Origin of the sequence: Bacillus weihaiensis (assembly GCF_001889165.1) — a bacterium.
GTDB classification, from domain to species: Bacteria; Bacillota; Bacilli; order Bacillales; family Bacillaceae; genus Metabacillus; species Metabacillus weihaiensis.
In genome coordinates this window covers 2,731,073-2,751,549 of record NZ_CP016020.1, presented here as the reverse complement: position 1 = coordinate 2,751,549, position 20,477 = coordinate 2,731,073, and the positions used below count along the sequence as shown (strand labels likewise).

The 20,477-nt window shown below is 36.1% G+C and carries 12 protein-coding genes and 1 riboswitch; of the genes, 5 read left to right on the top strand and 7 right to left on the bottom strand.

Annotated features, from left to right (window positions below; translation table 11 throughout):
- Window positions 1-15 precede the first annotated feature (15 nt).
- The 5 genes from thiC to A9C19_RS13150 form a co-directional block, all read right to left on the bottom strand.
- The gene (thiC, locus tag A9C19_RS13170) at window positions 16-1,812 is read right to left on the bottom strand and encodes a phosphomethylpyrimidine synthase ThiC (protein WP_072581885.1); all 1,797 of its coding nucleotides are present in this window, start codon (window positions 1,810-1,812) and stop codon (window positions 16-18) included.
- A gap of 112 nt (window positions 1,813-1,924) precedes the next feature.
- A riboswitch (TPP riboswitch) is annotated at window positions 1,925-2,040 on the bottom strand.
- Window positions 2,041-2,169: 129 nt separating this feature from the next.
- Window positions 2,170-2,817, bottom strand: a complete 648-nt coding sequence (locus A9C19_RS13165; protein ID WP_072580375.1) for an MOSC domain-containing protein — start codon at window positions 2,815-2,817, stop codon at window positions 2,170-2,172.
- Between the two features lie 146 nt (window positions 2,818-2,963).
- Entirely contained in the window at window positions 2,964-3,131 is a 168-nt protein-coding gene (locus A9C19_RS21175; RefSeq protein ID WP_083584373.1) for an aspartyl-phosphate phosphatase Spo0E family protein, read from the bottom strand.
- A 281-nt stretch (window positions 3,132-3,412) separates the two neighbouring features.
- On the bottom strand, window positions 3,413-3,751 hold the full coding sequence (locus A9C19_RS13155; protein ID WP_072580374.1) for a MerR family transcriptional regulator: 339 nt from the start codon (window positions 3,749-3,751) through the stop codon (window positions 3,413-3,415).
- A gap of 498 nt (window positions 3,752-4,249) precedes the next feature.
- Window positions 4,250-4,537: a hypothetical protein gene (locus tag A9C19_RS13150; protein WP_072580373.1), complete on the bottom strand. Its 288-nt coding sequence runs from the start codon at window positions 4,535-4,537 to the stop codon at window positions 4,250-4,252.
- A gap of 171 nt (window positions 4,538-4,708) precedes the next feature.
- Between A9C19_RS13150 and A9C19_RS13145 the strand changes: the two genes are divergently transcribed.
- The gene (locus A9C19_RS13145; RefSeq protein WP_072580372.1) at window positions 4,709-4,894 is read left to right on the top strand and encodes a stress protein; all 186 of its coding nucleotides are present in this window, start codon (window positions 4,709-4,711) and stop codon (window positions 4,892-4,894) included.
- Window positions 4,895-5,247: 353 nt separating this feature from the next.
- Here A9C19_RS13145 and A9C19_RS13140 read toward each other — a convergent pair whose 3' ends face one another.
- On the bottom strand, window positions 5,248-5,859 hold the full coding sequence (locus tag A9C19_RS13140; protein ID WP_072580371.1) for a lysozyme inhibitor LprI family protein: 612 nt from the start codon (window positions 5,857-5,859) through the stop codon (window positions 5,248-5,250).
- Between the two features lie 435 nt (window positions 5,860-6,294).
- Between A9C19_RS13140 and A9C19_RS13135 the strand changes: the two genes are divergently transcribed.
- Together A9C19_RS13135 and A9C19_RS13130 are read left to right on the top strand one after the other, a co-directional pair.
- Complete coding sequence (locus A9C19_RS13135) at window positions 6,295-6,753, top strand: MarR family winged helix-turn-helix transcriptional regulator (protein ID WP_072580370.1); 459 nt, start codon at window positions 6,295-6,297, stop codon at window positions 6,751-6,753.
- Between the two features lie 396 nt (window positions 6,754-7,149).
- Window positions 7,150-10,425: an efflux RND transporter permease subunit gene (locus tag A9C19_RS13130; RefSeq protein WP_072580369.1), complete on the top strand. Its 3,276-nt coding sequence runs from the start codon at window positions 7,150-7,152 to the stop codon at window positions 10,423-10,425.
- Between the two features lie 418 nt (window positions 10,426-10,843).
- On the opposite strand, the gene A9C19_RS13125 is transcribed toward A9C19_RS13130, so the two are convergent.
- Window positions 10,844-12,676 carry a DNA ligase D gene (locus A9C19_RS13125; RefSeq protein ID WP_072580368.1) on the bottom strand — a complete coding sequence of 611 codons (1,833 nt, stop codon included), beginning with the start codon at window positions 12,674-12,676 and terminating at the stop codon, window positions 10,844-10,846.
- 62 nt (window positions 12,677-12,738) lie between these two features.
- Between A9C19_RS13125 and A9C19_RS13120 the strand changes: the two genes are divergently transcribed.
- Window positions 12,739-13,260 (top strand): D-glycero-alpha-D-manno-heptose-1,7-bisphosphate 7-phosphatase, encoded by a 522-nt coding sequence (locus A9C19_RS13120; protein ID WP_072580367.1) that lies wholly within the window; start codon window positions 12,739-12,741, stop codon window positions 13,258-13,260.
- A 175-nt stretch (window positions 13,261-13,435) separates the two neighbouring features.
- Window positions 13,436-20,455 (top strand): type I pullulanase, encoded by a 7,020-nt coding sequence (pulA, locus tag A9C19_RS13115; RefSeq protein WP_072580366.1) that lies wholly within the window; start codon window positions 13,436-13,438, stop codon window positions 20,453-20,455.
- The last annotated feature ends 22 nt before the right edge of the window (window positions 20,456-20,477 follow it).

Here is a 20,477-nt window from a genome sequence, read left to right as displayed (position 1 = left end):
CTTTATGTTAACTTGTTAACTATAAATCTTAGACCCATTCTTCTTAAATTCTACTGATTTTTCGTTCATTCCTTTTTCAAGAAATTCTTCCACGGTTTCATTTTCTTCGTTAGCCATTTGTCTGATGTCTTGTGAAATTCTCATGGAACAAAACTTTGGACCGCACATTGAACAGAAGTGGGCAGTTTTTGCGCCTTCTGCAGGAAGGGTTTCATCATGATATTCTCTTGCTCGTTCTGGATCAAGTGATAAATTAAATTGATCATACCAACGAAATTCAAAACGTGCTTTTGACAGAGCATCATCACGATGTTGAGCACCAGGGTGACCTTTCGCTAAATCAGCAGCATGTGCTGCAATCTTATAGGCAATGACACCTTCACGAACATCCTCTTTATTAGGGAGACCTAGATGTTCTTTTGGAGTTACGTAACAAAGCATAGCCGTGCCGAACCATCCAATCATAGCAGCTCCAATGGCAGAAGTAATATGATCGTAACCAGGAGCAATATCTGTCGTTAAAGGTCCAAGTGTATAAAACGGGGCTTCTTTACAAAGCTCTTGCTGCTTCTCTACATTTTCCTTTATGAGATGCATCGGTACATGTCCAGGTCCTTCAATCATTACTTGAACATCGTATTGCCAAGCTATCTCAGTCAATTCACCAAGTGTTTCAAGCTCTGCAAATTGAGCTTCGTCATTTGCATCTGCGATAGATCCAGGGCGAAGTCCATCTCCAAGGGAAATTGAAATATCGTATTGTGATAGAATTTCGCAAATTTCATGGAAATGTGTATATAAGAAGCTTTCCTGATGGTGTGCCAGACACCACTGGGCCATAATAGAGCCACCTCGTGATACGATTCCTGTTGTTCTTTTTGCTGTTAAAGGAATGTATCTTAGTAATACTCCAGCGTGAATGGTAAAGTAATCAACTCCTTGTTCCGCTTGCTCAATTAAGGTATCACGATAGACCTCCCATGTTAGATCCTCGGCAACACCATTTACTTTTTCCAATGCTTGGTAGATAGGCACTGTTCCAACCGGTACAGGAGAATTACGAATAATCCATTCTCTTGTTGTGTGAATATCTTTTCCAGTTGAAAGATCCATGATATTATCTGCACCCCATCGAGTAGCCCACGTCATTTTTTCAACTTCCTCTTCAATTGAAGAAGAAACAGCAGAATTTCCAATATTCGCATTAATTTTCACATGAAAATGTTTACCGATAATCATTGGTTCACTTTCAGGATGATTAATATTTGCTGGTATAATGGCACGGCCTGAAGCCACTTCTTTGCGAACAACTTCAGGTTCCATTTGCTCTCTAATGGCAACAAACTCCATTTCAGGAGTGATGATTCCTTTCCTCGCATAGTGGAGTTGTGTAACCCTCTTACCACTTTTGGCTTTCAGTGGTGTAATATGCTCGGAGGGGAAAGTTTCTAACTGTGATTCGCTCTGTTTACTTAATGATTTGTATCCATTATCCTCAGGTTTAACAATACGACCTTTGTAATACTCAACATCTCCCCGATTAACGATCCAGTTTTCTCGAACTCTAGGGAGACCCTTTCGAATATCAATCTCAGCAGTTAAATCTGTGTAAGGCCCACTTGTATCGTAAACTCGAACAGGTGGATTTTCTTCTTCACCATATGTATTCCTCGTAACATCTTGTGATATTTCTCTTACAGGGACTTGAATCTCAGGCTGACTACCTTGCACATACACTTTTTTACTTCCTGGAAATGGCTGTTTAATCTCAATCTTCATCCTTTTTCCTCCTAAATAATTAGTGAAAATCATGATGATCCGTTTTGAAACAGCGATAGGAAACAAAAAAACGGGCTCTGAATAATCAGAACCCGAAAGATGTAGGTCAAAATTGTAAAGGGAGATTCACGAAAAAGAGCACCCTTGAACAATGTTGCTACTTCCCTACGCTGGTATCATCCAGATCAGGTTCAAAGGGTCAAGAAACTTCAAACGCGTTTCTCTCTCAGTCCAAGCTAATGGACCCCCCTAGTAGAAATTGGAAATATTACTGTAATCAGTCATATCATATCACAGTAAAACAAGAAGTCAACAGAATTTTGAAATAATTATTTGTGAAATAAAAATCCCACCGACTTTAAATGGGACTGGATGGCGGATAGAATGTTATTACTTGATTTGTTGTTGCTGGGAATAAAGTTTTTTTACTCGATCCTTCCATTCTTTTGAAAGTTCATCGAGTAAAATCATTTTCTCCATCAGCTTAAGGTTTTGCTTGTCGTGAAAATAGGTATGATGAATCTTTGCGATTGATAGTTGAAATGGATGTTTTTCAATTAAATGTATCCTGTCATTTTCAGAAATTCTTCCTTCTTTAACAACTCGAAAAAAGTAGCCGGTATATCCTTTTTCTACAATTCTAGCAAGTAATGTAGGGATGTTAGTATGTTTGTTGATAGTCGAACAAGGGAATCTACCTTGCGATACTTGCAGGATTGTTTCTCCGATTTGATACATATCCCCTACACATACTATTTCTTCTGTCATGCGGCTAACCGTCATATTTTCTCCAAAGGCAGCTTTGGGAAGAGAGGTCTGGTATGTTTTTTCCCAGAATTGATAATGTTCGTAGGGGTATACACAGATGACTCGATCTACTCCACCATGATATTCATGGTTCTCCACATCATCCCCAGATATGATTGTTTTATGTACGTCCAAGGTGTTTACTTGAGCCTTGCTAATGCCAGAACGGTATTCCTTCTCTTTATAAATGAGTGTTTTTGGTTTTCCTTTACTTAGCCAAACAATTTCCATTTGCAAGTCCTCCTGTATCTCAATTCATTCATCTAGAAAAACATAAAAAGAGAGACTTCCTCACAATAATTATGAGTAGTCTCATTCATCATACGATATGATAAAGTGTGTTAAAAAAGATGTAAATGTATAAGAAGCTTCACCATTTACTTTTCCTTACACGGAAGGAGTTGAGCTTCATTCATTTTTACGTTTAATAAATGATCTAAATATTGACTTGCCATTAATGTTCGGTGCGAATTCATTCCATCTTCCTTTGCGATAATAAACATCTTCTTGCGGTATTCTTCAATCACAGCATCAATAGAATTCATATTGAACACCTCTTATTACTAGATTAAATTAACCTATTAATTCTATTATCGTTAATTTTCCAGTAATGTAAAGAGTTGACGCTGCTTTTTTACAATATTTTTTCAAAAAAATACTATATTTAGTAGTTTGGTGGTGTGATGATGCTTATATTTTGTGTGTAACAAGAGTTTAGGTGGGGGAATTAGGGAGTATCCCCAATAAGATATGATTTCCAAGTATGTCTTTGCATAGTATTGATACTATAGCTCATATTTTATCATGTGAGATAGATAATTCTCCCCTAGGATCTTCCTCGACCTTGTTTAAATTGAGCATTTAATTGTCCTTGAAGCATTTTCTTCTTTACATCCATTTCACTTTCACGTTTTTTCTCTTTAAGTCGCAATTCCTTTAAAATTTCTGTTGTTTGGACACCATCCTCACGCTTATCAGCAATATCCATCAAAGTCTCGATATCAGTAAAAGAATATTTTCTCGTGCCAGATTCGTTTCGGTAAGGTGCAATTAGTTTTCTTTCTTCATAATAACGAATTTGCCTTAATGTTAATCCTGTTAATTCACTCACTGTTCCAATTGAGATGACCTTCTTGTCTTTGTAAGATAGGTCAGGTTGACTCATATTATCACCTCATAAAACCGCAGCTTTTTTACAAGTATATCTCGATTCACACATAGAAGCATACATTTTTGTTAGAAAATCTAACATAAAAAATTAGTGATAAAATTCATTTGTTAGCTTATGTAACGACATGGAGGATGTTTTGTGATAAGAAAAGTATAATGAAGGTGTGAAAAATCATTTACTAAATTTGATAAGGGACCATTATTTTGTAAATTTTGTTTGCTATTTACTAGGAAATCTCTAAAAAATTCAAGCCTTAAATCCTGGTTGGTCAAAAAAGGGAGCTACGTTTCCTGATTAGAGAAAACCGTAAAGGAGTGGGGAATATCTTGCATGTGGAATTTTTTATAGAAAAGCCTTAAAGTTTAGCTTTTGTTTGAATAGAATGGAGCGAGCAACTATTGCACTAGAAATGAGAACAAGTAAAAAGAAATGTTGATAGCGAAACGAATGAATCTATAAAAAAGAGGATTAGCTGTCTAGTTTTAAGGGTAATCATGCTGAGGGTAGATTTACTTTTCTAGTGGTAGTTGAAAGTTTAGGACTTACAATTTGAGAACGTATTTGAGCAGAAAGATGAGTAAGATGTTGTTTTGGAAACATTGTCGTGATTTCCTCATACGTATGTGTAGTTGGATTATAACACGTTAGGATTTCTAGGTTTTCATTCGTGAAAATGGCCATATGAAGCTGCTGATGTTTTGGTTCTGAGAGATTTAAGTAATAGATTGATGTGACCGAATGATAGGTATCTTCTTTAAAGGCAATTAATTTAATATGCATCATTTCAACTCCTGTTCATGTTGAAACTAGCATTGACACTATTACAAATAATTAATCAAATTCATATAATTTTAATAAGTTGAAAGAGAAAATTAACATTGCCTTAATCGTCACATAACAATTCTAATGTAAATTTAAGGTAGTTAAATTTTTTAAATGGAGATGAGTGCCGTGAGCAAATTATTACAAAATGCACTTGAAGAGCAAAGAAAATACTATTCTCAAAAATTGATGGCTATTGGCGTATATAATAAACAGGTGATGAATAAAATGACTTTGACAGAGCTAAAGAATGAGTATAATTATTTTTATCACAATATGCCGCAACAAAAAAAGCGAAGTACATCGTCATTGTAAAAACAACACTCTCTTAAGCTCATACAGTTCGATGCTCTGAAGAAAAGCTGAAAGGAAGTTTTAAGTGGAAATTAAATTCACCTGAGATTTGTGTATTCATAGAATAAGTATAAAAAAGACGCTTTTTTAGATTTATAGCGTCTTTTTTTATATTGTTTTATTAAGTTATGCTGAATGAACATTGATTTTTTGCTCTTTGTTGATCGTAGTGGAAGCCATGAAAATCTTACATTAGTAGCGCGTCAAAGGGAGATGACGCAAGCAGATACGAAGACTCCCGGACTGTCCGCGTAAAGTGAATGTGTGTAATGGGTTGAACAACTGGGTTAACGGAGCTTAAATGAATGCCTTACTTACGGTAACTCGCTCATGTAAATTTCGACTAATTCATAACATCTTTCTTCTGTTTGGTTTGCAAGAACTGACACATATTCTAAGTGTTCCTGTGTACCACCTTTATATTTTAGGGATGCATCTAATGCGTTTTTATCTCTTTCTGTTACCCAATTTCGTTGTTCTTGTCTTAATTGGTCCATTTGATCTGATTGGAGTTGTTCCTCTAACACACCATAAATTTCATTCAATAAATCATCCCATATTTCCCATCTCTTGTTTTCGACTTCCTTCAGAGCGTATGTCGATGAGTCGGAAGCTTCCAATTTTTCCGTAATTTCTTTAGTATCAGTTAATTTCTTAAGATATTCATTCTTTTTACTTTCAGTCATTTTACTGTTCTTATTTGTGAGCTCTGATGATTTTTCAGTAGTTGTAGGTGAAGTAGATTCTTCTTGTTCAGTTGAATTGCTATTCTCAGGCTTTTCTGGATTAATATTTGAGGAGAGATCTTCATTTTTTGTTAAGTTTTTACTTGATTGGTGCTCAGGTTCATTCGATGATTGTACACCACAAGCAGCTAAAAAAATGGTAGCTATCACTACTAGCGAAAATGTCCCAGTGCTTTTCATTTTTGAACTCCTTTAACATAAAAATATAATGCTGGATTTTTAAAAATAGACAAATAAGATACGGACAATAGAAACAGAAGTTTCCTCAATTTACGGCTTCTAACCAACTAAATATTATCGTACTATTTTAACATATCTAGATAATTAGCGGAATTAAATATGCCTTATTAGAATTAATATAGAAACTTGCTTATCCTTTGAAAGGAGTAGAAGAGGGTTTGGGATGAAAAATTATGGATGAATTAGTTAGAGTGTCAATTGAAATAGCTTAAACTCTACTTTATGTTGGTATACTATAGTCAGGTCTATAATAAAATTTATATCCCTTTTGTTTTTTTTATATCTTCAAATTTCATAAAATTAGTAGTAAAATTGAATATAAGTTACGTATTTTATTATTTTGTACGAATAATTTTTAAACAAGAGGGCGATGGGATGAGATCTTATACTGAAGAAGAATTACAAGATGCTCTTGATTTGTTCCGTGTTTTTGCAAGGGCTTTCAAAAGCGTATCTGAACATTCAATTCGTGACAGTAAGGAACATGGTTTTAATCCAACAGAATTTGCAGTTTTAGAATTATTATTTACAAAGGGTCCACAAAAGCTACAACAACTTGGGTCGAGGCTTTTATTGGTAAGTGGAAATGTGACGTACGTTATTGATAAGCTGGAGAAAAATGGGTACATTTATAGGGAACAGGATCCTAAGGATAAACGTTCAATATATGCAAAGTTAACGGAAAAAGGGGATGCATATTTACATGAAATTTATCCAATCCACGCAATACGTATTGCGAGGGCTTTTTCAGGATTAAACGCAGAAGAAAAGGCAGAATTGAAAGCGCTATTAAAGAAAGCGGGACACCATTCTCAACATTTATTGTTTCGGTGAGTAGTGAGTCGGATTAAGAGCTATTTGCCATAGAACGAAGATAGAAGGATACATAAAGCAGTGGATTTGAACTCACTGCTTTTTTTGTCGTCTACTTGGGTTGCTACATCGTGCAATTCTTTTCGAATCATACATGATTTGATTTTAAATTAGTCTTAAAAACCCATGTAATAAGCAATTTAGTTGCTCATTGAACATCATATAGATATGCTTGAATGGATAAGATGTGGGTATATGTTGAGGTAGATCAATCGATTTATATTTCAAGTAAAGAGTGTGTATCAATAGGAATGGTATTCTTGAAACATGTTAAAACTTGATATTGGAAAATATAAGCATTATATTGAACTCGAAAAGAAGAAAAAATGATGTGAGAAACATGAGAGGGGTTACTTGATGAGAATAAGTAAGTTTTCGATAAGAAGACCTGTTTTTACAATTGTGACAATGTTTTTAGTCTTAATTCTAGGTGTTGTTTCCGTATTTAATATTCCACTAAAATTAATTCCTGAAATAAATCCTCCTGTTGGTGTTGTCGTAACGAATTATGAGGGGGCAGGCCCAAACGAAGTAGTTGAAAAGGTGTCGAAGCCTTTAGAAGAATCATTATCAACTGTACAAGGTATAGACAAGATTACTTCAACCTCTCAGGAGAATGCTAGTTTAGTACTCATGCAATTTTCTTGGGCAACAGATATTAATGATGTTCAAGATGAAATAAGAACAAAAATGCAGGATGCTCCATTACCTGATGATGCAGGAAATCCAAGGTTTTTAAAATTTGATCCTTCTCAATTCCCAATTATCCAACTTTCTTTAACGTCTAGTGGAAATGTTGAGCAGCTTCAGCAGCTTGCTACCGATCTGGAACTTGAGTTAGTGAAAACAGAGGGTGTTGCCAGTGTGAACCTTTCTGGGATAGTAGAAGATGAAGTGAGTGTTATTTTAAATCAAGATAAGTTAGAAGAAAATGCGTTAAGTCAATCAGAGATTGTCGATGCTATTAGGGCAAATTCTGTAACGACTCCAGGTGATCCGGTTGTATCAGAAGGAAAACAATTAACAACTAGAGTGATTAGCTCAATTGATTCGCTTGATATCTTAAAAGGGATCGTGATTAAAAAAGATCCAACAAGTGGTACTTCTATAACCGTAGAAGATGTGGCTGAAGTAGCTATTAAGAAAAAGGAATCTAATACTGATACTCGTGCTAATCAGGATCCATCTATTTTGGTGAGTGTTTTACAACAATCAGATGCTAACACAGCTGCCGTTTCCGATGCTTTTCAGGAGAAATTAGCTGATATCCTATCGGAAGAAAAATACGATTCAATTGAGTCAGATATTATTTTTGATCAAGGAGAATATGTAGATCAGGCAATTGGAAATATGGTTAACACATTAATACTTGGTGGACTTCTTGCTATGTTGATCTTATTTATCTTCCTACGCAGTGTGAAAAGTCCTTTTATTATTGGAATTGCCATTCCATACTCGGTTATTGTTACTTTTGTATTAATGTATTTTTCAAAATTTACGTTAAATATCATGACTCTTGGAGGGCTCGCTCTAGGAATTGGAATGTTAGTAGATAATGCTATCGTCGTAATTGAAAATATTTATCGTCACCTATCGATGGGGAAAAATCCTAAAGAAGCAGCTTATGAAGGGGCAAAAGAAATGGGTCCTGCCATCATAGCATCGACTTTAACAACCGTTGCTGTGTTTGTACCGGTCGTCTTTATTACAGGAATCATAGGTGACTTATTCACTGAATTCGCTTTAACGATTGCATTTAGTTTGTTTGCATCGTTATTTGTTGCCTTGACTATCGTTCCTATGCTTGCAAGTCAGTTATTAAAAAAGCCACGTACTAACTTAGAGGAAATTAGACGGGATTCGTCTATTATGAAATCGTTGGACCGTTCAATTCGCTGGGCACTAAAAAATCGTGCAGCCGTTCTCGTATTAACTGTGATTATTTTTGCGGGAAGTTTATACGGTCTATCACGTGTGGGATCTGTTTTCTTACCTAACACAGATGAAGGATTTTTCACCATCGATGTAGAGCTAGAGAATGGCACATCCTTAGAGGAAACAAGTAAGGTAGTGGATGCACTGGAGCAAGAATTGGAGGATGAGAATGACGTTGAGCTTTATGTTTCTTTAATAGGCTCGACGCAGGAGCAATCCTTTAGAGGTAGTGGAAGTACAAATATTGCCGAAATTTATGTCAAGATGGAAGAGATTGATAATCGAACGATTTCAACATTCGATTTTATTGATGAAAATAAAAAATCGTTAGAACAAATAGCAAATTCACTAAATAAATCGGCTGAATTATCTTTCAGTACACAATCATCGACAGGATCCACACCGAATACATTAACCTTTAATGTAAGTGATACAAATGAAAAGCGTCTTGAGGAATCTATCAAAAAAATTGATGAGGCTTTACTCGAATTAGATGATGTGGAAGAGCTGAGTAACGATCTAACAGATACGATTGAAGAAATTCAAATACAAGTAGATCGTGACAAAGCGCTAGATAATGGATTAACACCCGTTCAAATTGGAATGGTTGTAAACGAAGTTACAAGAGGAACAGATGCTATTCAAATGACCAATGCAAAAGATAGTGAGATTTATATGGTGAATGTTCGCTATGAAGCTGAAGTGAAAGAGGATGTAGAAGCGTTAAAAGAACTTCTTATAAAGAAACCTGACAACACTTTTGTGAAATTAGGCAACGTTGCAACCATTGAGGTTGGAGAAGGTCCCGTATCCATACAGAGAATTGATAAGCAATTAGCCGTGCAATATAATTTACGATATAACAATTCAACAAACCTAGGTGATATGTCTGCTTTAGTTGATAAAGAGTTAGAAGACTTAGACTTACCTGAAGAAACAGGAATTTCATTCAGTGGAGATAGAGAATTACTAGAATCATCATTAGATGATATGATCCTGGCTTTTGTGCTGGCAGTTATCTTTATTTATATCGTGATGGCAGCACAATTTGAATCGTTTAAATATCCATTTGTTATTATGTTTACAGTTCCATTAATGATTATAGGGGTGGCTATTGCCCTAGTTGCAGCGAATACGCCTATTAGTTTAACTGTCGTTATTGGAATTATCGTTTTAGCTGGCATTGTTGTTAACAATGCCATAGTCATTGTAGACTTTATTAACCAGAAGAAAGCACAAGGCTTTAAAACGTATGATGCCCTTGTTGAAGCGGTAAAGGTAAGGATCCGACCAATACTGATGACCGCTCTTACAACAATATTAGGTCTTCTTCCTTTAGCATTAGGGATAGGAGAAGGAACAGAAATCAACCAACCGATGGGGTTAACCGTTATTGGAGGTTTGATTTCAAGCACACTTCTCACATTATTTGTGATTCCAGTTGTATATAGCTTGTTTGATAAGGAAACAAGGAGAATGAATAAGAAGTATGTAACGCCAGATGGTCAGCTTATCCCAGCTTACTTACTTGAGGATAAATTGGTTAAAGAAGAGGAAGAGCAAAATGTAAAACTTGAATCGAATCAAGAAGAGCATGAGCGTTTACCGGAACCTAAAGAAGAATCACCTTCATTTAATCAAAAAGATATGGTGAAAATGCTTGAGCAAATTATTGATATTGTTAAAGATAAAAAATAATGAGTACCAAGGTAAGAGAACTCTAGCACATGATTTAATTTGAATAGACAGTCAATAACGCACGAAACCTGAGAATTCCTTCTCGGATTTCGTGTTTTTTCTTTGGATAGAGAGTATAAAATTTAGTACATTATTTGTTTGTCTTGCTCCACGTGTCGTGCACTTTTCTTATTGATTATATTGTTTATAGCTTTACTTTAATCTCAGAGGAAGTGTTTTGAAATACGTTGGTATGTCATTATATCCATAAGTTGATAATCTGGTTAAAGACCAATTCAATTATGGACTTGACGGAGAAGAAAATATCCTCATCCAGTCTTGTAAGTCTGTTTGGTGCTTATTTATCTAGACATTTTGGGGAAGTACTCCTTTTTTGCCTCTTGAAAGCCATGGGCTCAAAGGATTCAATTTATGAAGTTCATTCAGTTAATATTTTTCTAATAATTGGTTCAATCATACTATCCTGTGGGCTAGTGTAATATTCTTTAAATGGACATTCTAGTGTTTTTATTCGATCTAGAACATAATCCATAGTAAATTGTTCTATGTTTAATTCATCGTTTACTTCCTCCCAATGAAGAGGTGCGGCGATGAAGGCTCCATCGTTTTTTCCTCTAAGGGAATAAGGTGCTATGATTGTTTTTCCCTCAGCGTGCTGTATATAGTCAAGGTACAATCGATTACCACGGTTTTTCTTCATTCGTTCAACTGTAAAATCATCGGGAAAGGTAGTAACAAGATATTCAGCAATAAATTGTGTGAAAACTCTTGTTTGATCATAAGTTAGTGAATTTTTGGTTAAAGGAATATGTATTTGCAACCCTTTATTACCGGATAACTTCGGAAATGTTTTCAATTGAAATTGGTCGAAAATCTTTTTCATTTCCTGAGCTGCTTTAACAGCTAAATGAAAGTATTCTCTTGAAGGAGGATCTAAATCAAACACAATTTCAATTGGATTTTTACTATTGATGGTTTGAAACGGGATATGAAACTCAAAGGCAAGTTGATTTCCTAGCCATAATAAACTTGAGAGAGAATCGCAAACAATATACTCAATATCTTCTGAGTGCGCTCTTTTGATAAAGTCGGGTGCATAGTCAGGACAATTTTTTTGATAAAAGGCTTCACCAAACATCCCATGGGGAAAGCGAATGACCGTTAACAAACGATCATTGATAAAAGGTAGCATGTAATCAGAGATTTGAAACAAATAGCTTAAGTACTTTTCCTTTTTTACATCAACCGTTTTAAAAAGTGGTTTGTCTGGATGTGTGATTACGACTTCTTTATGAATTGGTGCGGTAGATAGCAATAGCATATCCCACGAACACTCTTCAATTTGTTTGTCAAAACGAAAGCCTGAAAAAGATGGTTCTCTAAGTTGTTCTTTGTAAAGTGATAAAAATTGAATTTCAACTATGATGGCAGGTGCTATCTCAATAAAGAAATCATTTTCTTTACCTTTGTTTTCAGAAATGATGGTCAGTAAAGCAGATCGCTCATCACTAGACATACCATGAGAAACAACACCGACCTGTATAATGACACCATTACGAAACACGCCAAGATGAAAGTACCCATTTTCTTTGTCATACCCTGTTATAAAACAATGAGCGCGCTTGTAATTTTTTACCTTAATCCATTGCTTAGATCGGTGACCGCTCTCCCATTTACTGTTTTTATGCTTAGCTATGATTCCTTCTCCACCTTTAAGTGAAATCTCTTCCCATAGTTCTGAATAGTTGGTTGAGTATGGAACATACTGTAAGATATTGTCGTTAGACTTTCTCACGGTTAGAGGTAATTGCAAGGATTCAAATAGGTCTCTTAACTGATGTTTTCGATTTTCTAAAGGTTGATTTGTTATAAGTGATCCTCTCACTTCTAATAGGTCAAAGGCTAAGAAAGAGCAAGGCGCTTCTTTAGATAAAATCCTAATTTTTTCAGTACTTCTTAAACGACCACGAATTTGTATGGTTTCAAAATCTGAGGCATGATTATTTCTTAATTGAACGATTTCACCATCTATAGTAAGAGGCACTAAAGAAGATAATGATGGTAGGATAGCCTCTACTGTTTCAATAATTTCAGGAAACGAATGATTTAGAGATTTTTCATTTCGACTTGTTAAGCTAATCGTGGTACTTGTGATAGATAAAATTCCTCTAAATCCGTCATACTTTGTTTCGTAAATCCATTCATTCTGATAGGGAAGACTTGATTGTAATGTTGGAAGCATGGGTTTCATATGTATCACTCCTTAGTATTAATATGAACAAATTCGATGCATTTCATGAAAGGAGAATAACAATGAAAAAAGCTGTTTTTTTAGATCGTGATGGAGTTATAAATGAGGTATTAACGAATCGAGTAAAATTTGTGAACAAACCAGAGCAAATGTATTTATTACCTAAAGTGGGAGAGGCGATAAAGAAATTAAATGATGCAGGATTTATGGTTTTTGTTGTCACGAATCAAGGTGGAGTAGGGTTAGGGTATATGAAAGAAACCATGCTACATAAAGTACATGAGAAGATGAAGAGGGATATAGCGGAAGCTGGTGGAAGAGTTGATGATATCATCTATTGTCCACATAAACCACATGCAGGATGTGCATGCCGGAAACCAGAACCCCAAATGCTTACTCGGTTAGCTGAAAAACATCAAATTCAGTTAGCTGAAAGTTATATGGTGGGAGATCGTGATGTTGATATTCAAGCGGGAAAACTTGCAGGTACAAAAACCATTCTAGTTGGGAAAGAAGAGTTAGGAGACTTTCAGTTTCCATCATTATATGAAGTAGCCGTATGGTTGACAGAAAATGCAGACTAACATGATAAAACGCTTTCTTTTTTATTGAATTGGTTGATTGATCGTGCTATGCTAAAAAGGAACATTTTCTGAAAACGATTACACCAAAAAAAGATTTCTATATTGAAATCTTTCTCATTTTGAATATTGTGCAAACGTTTTCGCAAAGTGCATCAAATTTTGGGGAGGGAAATAGGTGTTGAAAAAACAAAATAAAAAAGTGTTATCGTTAATTGTTATCTTTTCATTAGTATTACAGCTTGTTTCAGGTATGCTTCCTTATGCAAACGCTAGCGCAGAAGAGGTGAATCCAGCTACCGTTAATGAGGATGGTACTGTGACCTTTACGTATGAAGGAGCTGCAGAGTCAGTAAAAGTAGCGGGAAGCTTTACGAATTGGGAAGAATCACCATTAGATATGTCAGAGGAGTCAGAGAAAGTATGGAAGCTGACTACTGAATTAGAAGATGGGAAATATGAGTACAAGTTTATTGTAAATGAAAATGAGTGGCTACCAAACGATAACCTTGTTCTCGTAAAAGGGGAAGAATTAGCACCGGATTATGAAAGCCCGGTTGTAAGCAGTGACGGTCAAGTAACGTTTACTTATAACGGTTCTGCTGAATCTGTAAAAGTTGCAGGCAGCTTTACAGAATGGCAGGATGGAGCTCTTGAAATGACGGAGACATCTGATGGAGTTTGGGAGTTAACCAAAAAGCTTACAAATGGAGACTATCAATACAAGTTTATTGTTAATGGAGACCAATGGATAACCGATCCTGTTAATAAAAACCCGATAATTGATGGAAATTCCACATTTAAAGTCGATGTTCTTCAAAGTCCTGTTATCAATGAAGATGGAAGTGTGACGTTTCAGTATAAGCAATCTGAAGAAAAAGAAACAGCAGTATATGTGATAGGATCTCTAAATGAATGGGATGTAAATACTGCTTACGAAATGACGTTAAATGACAATGACGTTTTTTCTGTTACGATTGAAGACCTTGCACCAGGTGAATATCAATACAAATTTCTTCGTAATGAACGTATGTGGAATGGAAAAGAAATTACGGACCCATTAAACAAAGAAGAAAAAGATGGAAATTCAGTTTTCACCATTGAGTCTCCAGAGTCTGTTGATGTTCAATCTGCGTTAATGGATTCACTGTCTGAAATTTTCGTCACTACGAATAAAGATATTGGCGAGCAGGAACTGATGGTTAAAGATGTTGAAGCGAATGAAATACTTGCGACCACGACTACGAAGCTTGATAGTAAAAAAGCAAAAATTACATTAGAAGACGAAACTAAAGTAGATGTGAGAAAGCTTTACGAAGTGTCACTTGGAGATGTAGGTGGCAAACAAGTAACAATGCGTAATGTATTGAATGACGAGAAGTTCTTCTATGATGGAGAGGATCTTGGATTTACATATTCTCCTGTCCGTACTTCATTTAAACTTTGGGCACCAACTGCTACAAAGGTAAGTCTAGCAATCTATGATGATGCAGGAACGTATGAAGGAGCTTTTGTTCCCGATCATACAGATGGTGAAGAAACAGTAATGAATCGTTCTGACAATGGTATATGGTCAGTTGAAATCAATGAAAATCTTAAAAACAAATACTACATGTACAAGGTTGAATTCGCGAATGGTGATATCAATTATGCGGTAGATCCTTATGCGGTTGCAACCTCTGCTAATGGTCAAAGAGCGGTAATTGTTGATTTAAACAGCACAGATCCAGCAGGATTTAATCCTTTGGACAAGCCTGCGATTGTTTCACCTGCAGATGCTATTATCTATGAATTACATGTAAGAGATTTTTCAATTAATGAACAATCAGGTATGGAAAACAAGGGGAAATATTTAGCGTTTACAGAAGAGGGGACTACAGGCCCTAATGGAGTAAAGACAGGTATAGACTCCTTAAAGGAATTAGGCGTTAACTATATTCATTTACTACCAACCTATGATTTTGGTTCTGTTAATGAATTAACAGTGGATGATCCTAATGCTACTGATGCCAAATTCAACTGGGGATATGATCCAATTCACTTTAATGTACCAGAAGGGTCTTATTCTACAGATCCAACAGATCCTACAAGTAGATTAAGAGAATATAAGCAAATGGTTCAATCTCTACACGATAATGGAATTCGAGTGATTGCAGATGTTGTTTATAATCACACATATATGAATGAATCAACTCAGCTTGAAGGAGAATCACCGTTTGACGCGATTGTTCCAGGCTATTATTACAGAACAGATGATACAGGGAAAATTACGAACGGTTCAGGTACTGGAAACGAAGTAGCTTCTGAACGTCCGATGGTTCGAAAGTATATTAAAGATTCTGTGAACTACTGGGCCACTGAATTCGGAATCGATGGTTTCCGATTTGATTTAATGGGCTTAATCGATAAGCAGACTATGCAGGAGCTTACTAAAGAATTGAAAAACGAAGTAGATCCTAACATCTTACTTTACGGTGAGCCATGGACAGGTGGATCAACAAGTCTTCCATCTTCTATGCAACATGTGAAAGGAACTCAAAAAGATCAAGGATACTCCGTTTTTAACGATAATATTCGTGGAGCTATTAAGGGTGGAAGTGACGATAATAGCACTGGCTTTGCTACTGGCTCAACTGGAAAAGAGGGCGATATCGTAGCAGGGATTAAGGGTGCAATTGATCAGTTCACAAATAAACCGCAGGAAAGCATTACGTATGTAACTGCTCATGATAACTTAAACCTTTGGGATAAGCTAATGAGAGTGGCTGGTACAGATGGAGAGCATGGGTCAGATTCGTACAATCCACATGCTGTGATTACAGAGGAAAATGCACTTGATAATGAATGGGTAAAACGCAGTCTATTAGCAAATGGTATCGTGTTAACGTCTCAAGGTATACCTTTCCTACATGCAGGGGAAGAAATGTTAAGAAGTAAATACGGTGAGCATAATAGCTACAAGAGTCCTGACAACATCAATATGATTCGTTGGGAATTGAAGGATGACTATCAATCTGTCTTTAACTATTACAAAGGGTTAATTGAGTTAAGAAAAGAGCATGAAGCGTTTAAAATGGATTCAAAAGCTGAGATAAATGAAAAGCTTGAAGTCTTAAAGCAAAATGATAATGTAGTAGCGTATCAGTTAAAAGATAACGCAAACAATGATATGTGGAAAAATATTGTTGTCATTTACAATGCAAACAAAGAAGCAAAAGAGGTATCTTTACCAGCGAATGGAAGCTGGAATGTAGTCGTTGATCATACCCAAGCTGGTACAGAAACGATTAGAACAATAAACAGTAGTAAAGTTTCTGTTGAAGGCCTGTCCATGATGGTGCTTTACGACCAATCTGAAGCAGAATATACACCAGAAGTAACAACTATCACAGCGAGTGCTGATTCACTTGCTATTAACCCAGGTGAAACGAAAACAGTAACTGCTTATGCAAAAGATCAAAATAATCGTGTGATGCTTGGAGAAAAGCTAACGTGGACTTCTTCAGATGAAGCTGTTGCAACTGTATCAAATGGGAAAATTGTTGGAAAGTCAGAAGGAACAGCGATTATTACTGTTGAAGCAGGAGCCGTTAAAGCTGAGCTTGAAGTAATTGTTGAAAAATTAGTTCCAGATACGATCACAATTGTTGGAAATGATTCTGTTTTTGCAACATATTCTACGCAATTAACAGCTCATGTGAAAGACCAATTTAATCAAGATATGCTAAATGCAAAGGTGACATGGTCATCAAGTGATAAAACCATTGCAACTGTAAACGGTTCAGGTCAAGTAACAGGTATCAAACCAGGAAATGTTCTGATTACTGCAGCTTCTGGAGATGCTTTGGTTTCTTATGAACTAATCGTTAAAGAGAATGTAAAACGTTACGTTCGTATTAAATACGTAAGACCGAACGGAGATTTCACAGGAGATTTTGGTGAATGGAATCTATGGGTTTGGAATACAGGTGTGAAGAATGATCAAATTAACTTTGAGTCAATTGAAGGAGATACAGCCATTGCAAATGTTGAAATTGCTCCTGAAACTGAGTCAATCGGCTTCCTAGTACGTAAAGGAACAGATTGGGCAACTGCAAAGGTAGCACCTGATAGTGATGATCATAATGTGAAGATTGATCGAGATGCGATTATAACGAAAGTAACGGTGGTAACTGGCATACCAGGACATACTCAAGTGCCCCATGTTGAAGGGCCTGTTTTAGAGGATGGAGAAGTAACATTTTTCTATCGTGATGAAGAGCTATTTAATAATGACGCAATGGATTCCATTGATTCTGTGAAAGTTAAAATAGATGGAAAAGAATATGAGATGGAGTATAGTGCAGAAAATGAATACTTCTCTTATAAGCTTTCAGATCTTGAAGAAGGTACGTATGAATACACGTTCTTAGTCACGAAGGATGGCAAAACGACAGAGATTAATGATCCTTATAATACGAAGAATGGTAAATCAACAATCACGTACAATCGTCCAGATGTCAAGATTGAAGCGAGTGTGTCACCAGGAGAATTTACGTTCGGAGAAAATACGATTTTATCTGCGAGTGCTACTTCAGAAGAAGATGTGACAATTGAAGAATTATCTGTCAATCTACAACCACTTGGTGGAAAAGAAAAAGTCGTGATTGATCAAACTGTTGGTGAAGTGTCAATCGGTGCAAGTGATACAGTAGCAGCTGGAGAGAAAGAACTTACTATTACGGCGGTTGATGAATTTGGTAATAAACATAAGGGAATGGTGAAAGTTACAGTTAAGCCAAAGCAATCGGTTGGTGATGAGCTCACCTTTGATTGGGATGAGGCTCGTATTTACTTTATGCTAACAGACCGATTTAAGGATGGCGATCCATCGAACAATGGTGGAGAAGACGGGGATTTAGATGAATATGATCCAAATCATAAAGAAGCCTATCATGGTGGAGACTTCCAAGGAATTATTGATGAATTAGACTATATTGATGACCTTGGAATTAATACAATTTGGATAACGCCAATTGTTGACAATATTGACTTCAACAAAGGTCTTGATTTTACGACGAGTGGAGACCTTGAAGCGAAGCAATATGCATACCATGGATATTGGGCAGAGGATTTTGAAAAACTTGATGCACACTTAGGAGATATTAATAAATTTAAAGAGTTAATTGATAAGGCGCATGATAAAGGAATCAAAATTATGCTAGACGTTGTTGTCAATCATGCTGGTTATGGTATGAAAGGCGAGGTTGATACTGAGGAAGGCGATAATGATTGGGAAGCAGACTCAAAACACCTTCCATCAGAGGAAGCAATCAATAAGCTAAAGGGAATGCTTCGTCTTGGTGACGAGGAAATTCCTGGTCATGAAGTGAAGGGTGAGCTTGATAATTTACCTGACTTTAAAACAGAAGATCCAGCTGTTCGAAATCAGCTCATTGAGTGGCAAACAGCGTGGTTAGAAAGAGCGAGAACAGATCGTGGTGATACAATTGATTTCTTCCGAATTGACACAGTGAAGCATGTTGAGGAAGCTACATGGCAAGCGTTGAAAAATAGCCTAGTTGAGATTGACCCTAATTTTAAAATGATTGGTGAATATTGGGGAGCGAGTGTTGACAATGATGGAGGCTATTTAGGTACAGGTCAAATGGATTCTCTTTTAGACTTTGAATTTAAGAATAAAGCTCAAGCATTTGTTAACGGAAGTCTTGACGAGGTTGAAGAGTATTTACAAGATCGTAATGGTCGAATAAATAGTGATGCGACATTAGGACAATTTTTAAGCAGTCATGACCAAAATGGATTCTTAACAGAATATGTAGGTGGAGATGTTGCGAAACTAAAAATCGCTGCAGCGCTTCAAATTACATCAAAAGGTCAACCAGTGATTTACTATGGTGAAGAGCTTGGTAATTCTGGAACGTCAGATTGGAAAAAGGATTCAGAAGGAAACATATTAGCATTCGGACAAAACCGTGATGCAATGCCTTGGGAGCTCTATGAAAAGAAAGATCCTCAAGCAATCGATTTACATGATCACTATGCAACATTACTTAACATCCGTGCAGATTATTCAAAAGTATTCTCAAAAGGTACGCGTGAAAAAGTAGCAGGTGGAGATGAAGCTGGCTATATTGTGTTTGAGAGAGAATACAAGGAAGATCAAATTTTCGTAGGACTAAATACAGATACAGAGAGTCAAGAAGCAACATTTAAAGTAGATGTACCTGCAGAAACGACGTTAAGTGACCTTTATAACAATAAAGAATATGTTGTAAATGAAAACCAAGAAGTAAGTGTTGTTATGCCGAGTAATGCTGAAGGTGGAACGGTAGTATTAGTTGCTGAGAATTCAGAAACACCGGAAATACCAGAAACACCAGAAACACCAGAAACACCAGAAACACCAGAAACACCAGTTAATCCAGGTAAGCCAGGGACACCAGAAAAGCCTACAAAGCCTGGGAAAGGTGATAACAAAGAGACATCTGGTAAAACAAAAACAGTTATTGTTAAGGCGAAGCTCAAAGATGGTAAAGCAAGTGTTGAGAATAAAGATTTAGAGAAAATTAGTAAGGGTGATACGGTTGTTATTGAATTAGACGATTCTAAATCGATCCTATCTACGTTTAATCTAACAAAAGAGAATATTTCCTTCTTAACAGATAAAGGTGTAGAAGTGGTTACTCTATCATTTAAGCATTTTGGTGTTAAAGTAAATATTCCTCTTACACTTATTCCAGAAGGAGCGGATTTAACAGTAAAACGCTTAGCAGATATGGAAAGTGAGATCTTCATTAGTGGAGTTTATGACTTTACGTTGAGTGTAAATGGAAAGCCAATTCATAGCTTTAATGAAGCAATAGAATTAGTGTTTGAAGTTGATTCTAAAAAGGTGAAAAACCCAGAAAATATAGAAGTTCTTTACTTCAATGAAGAAACGTCCGAGTGGGAGATTGTTCCGGGTGCTACGTATAATAATGGCCTTGTAACAGTTGACACGAAGCATTTCAGTATATTTGCAGTTGCTGAAATTAAAAAAGCTGAAGAGGTAACAAAGGTTTCTACTCCTTCTAAGGAAGGCTATACATTACCAGCAACCGCTACAGCAAGCTATAACTGGTTAGTGATTGGTTTGATAATCCTAACAATCGGCGTCATATATCTACTTGTACAAAGAAGAAAAGTTACTCAATAAAAGCTAAGGTGCCTGTCCCCCA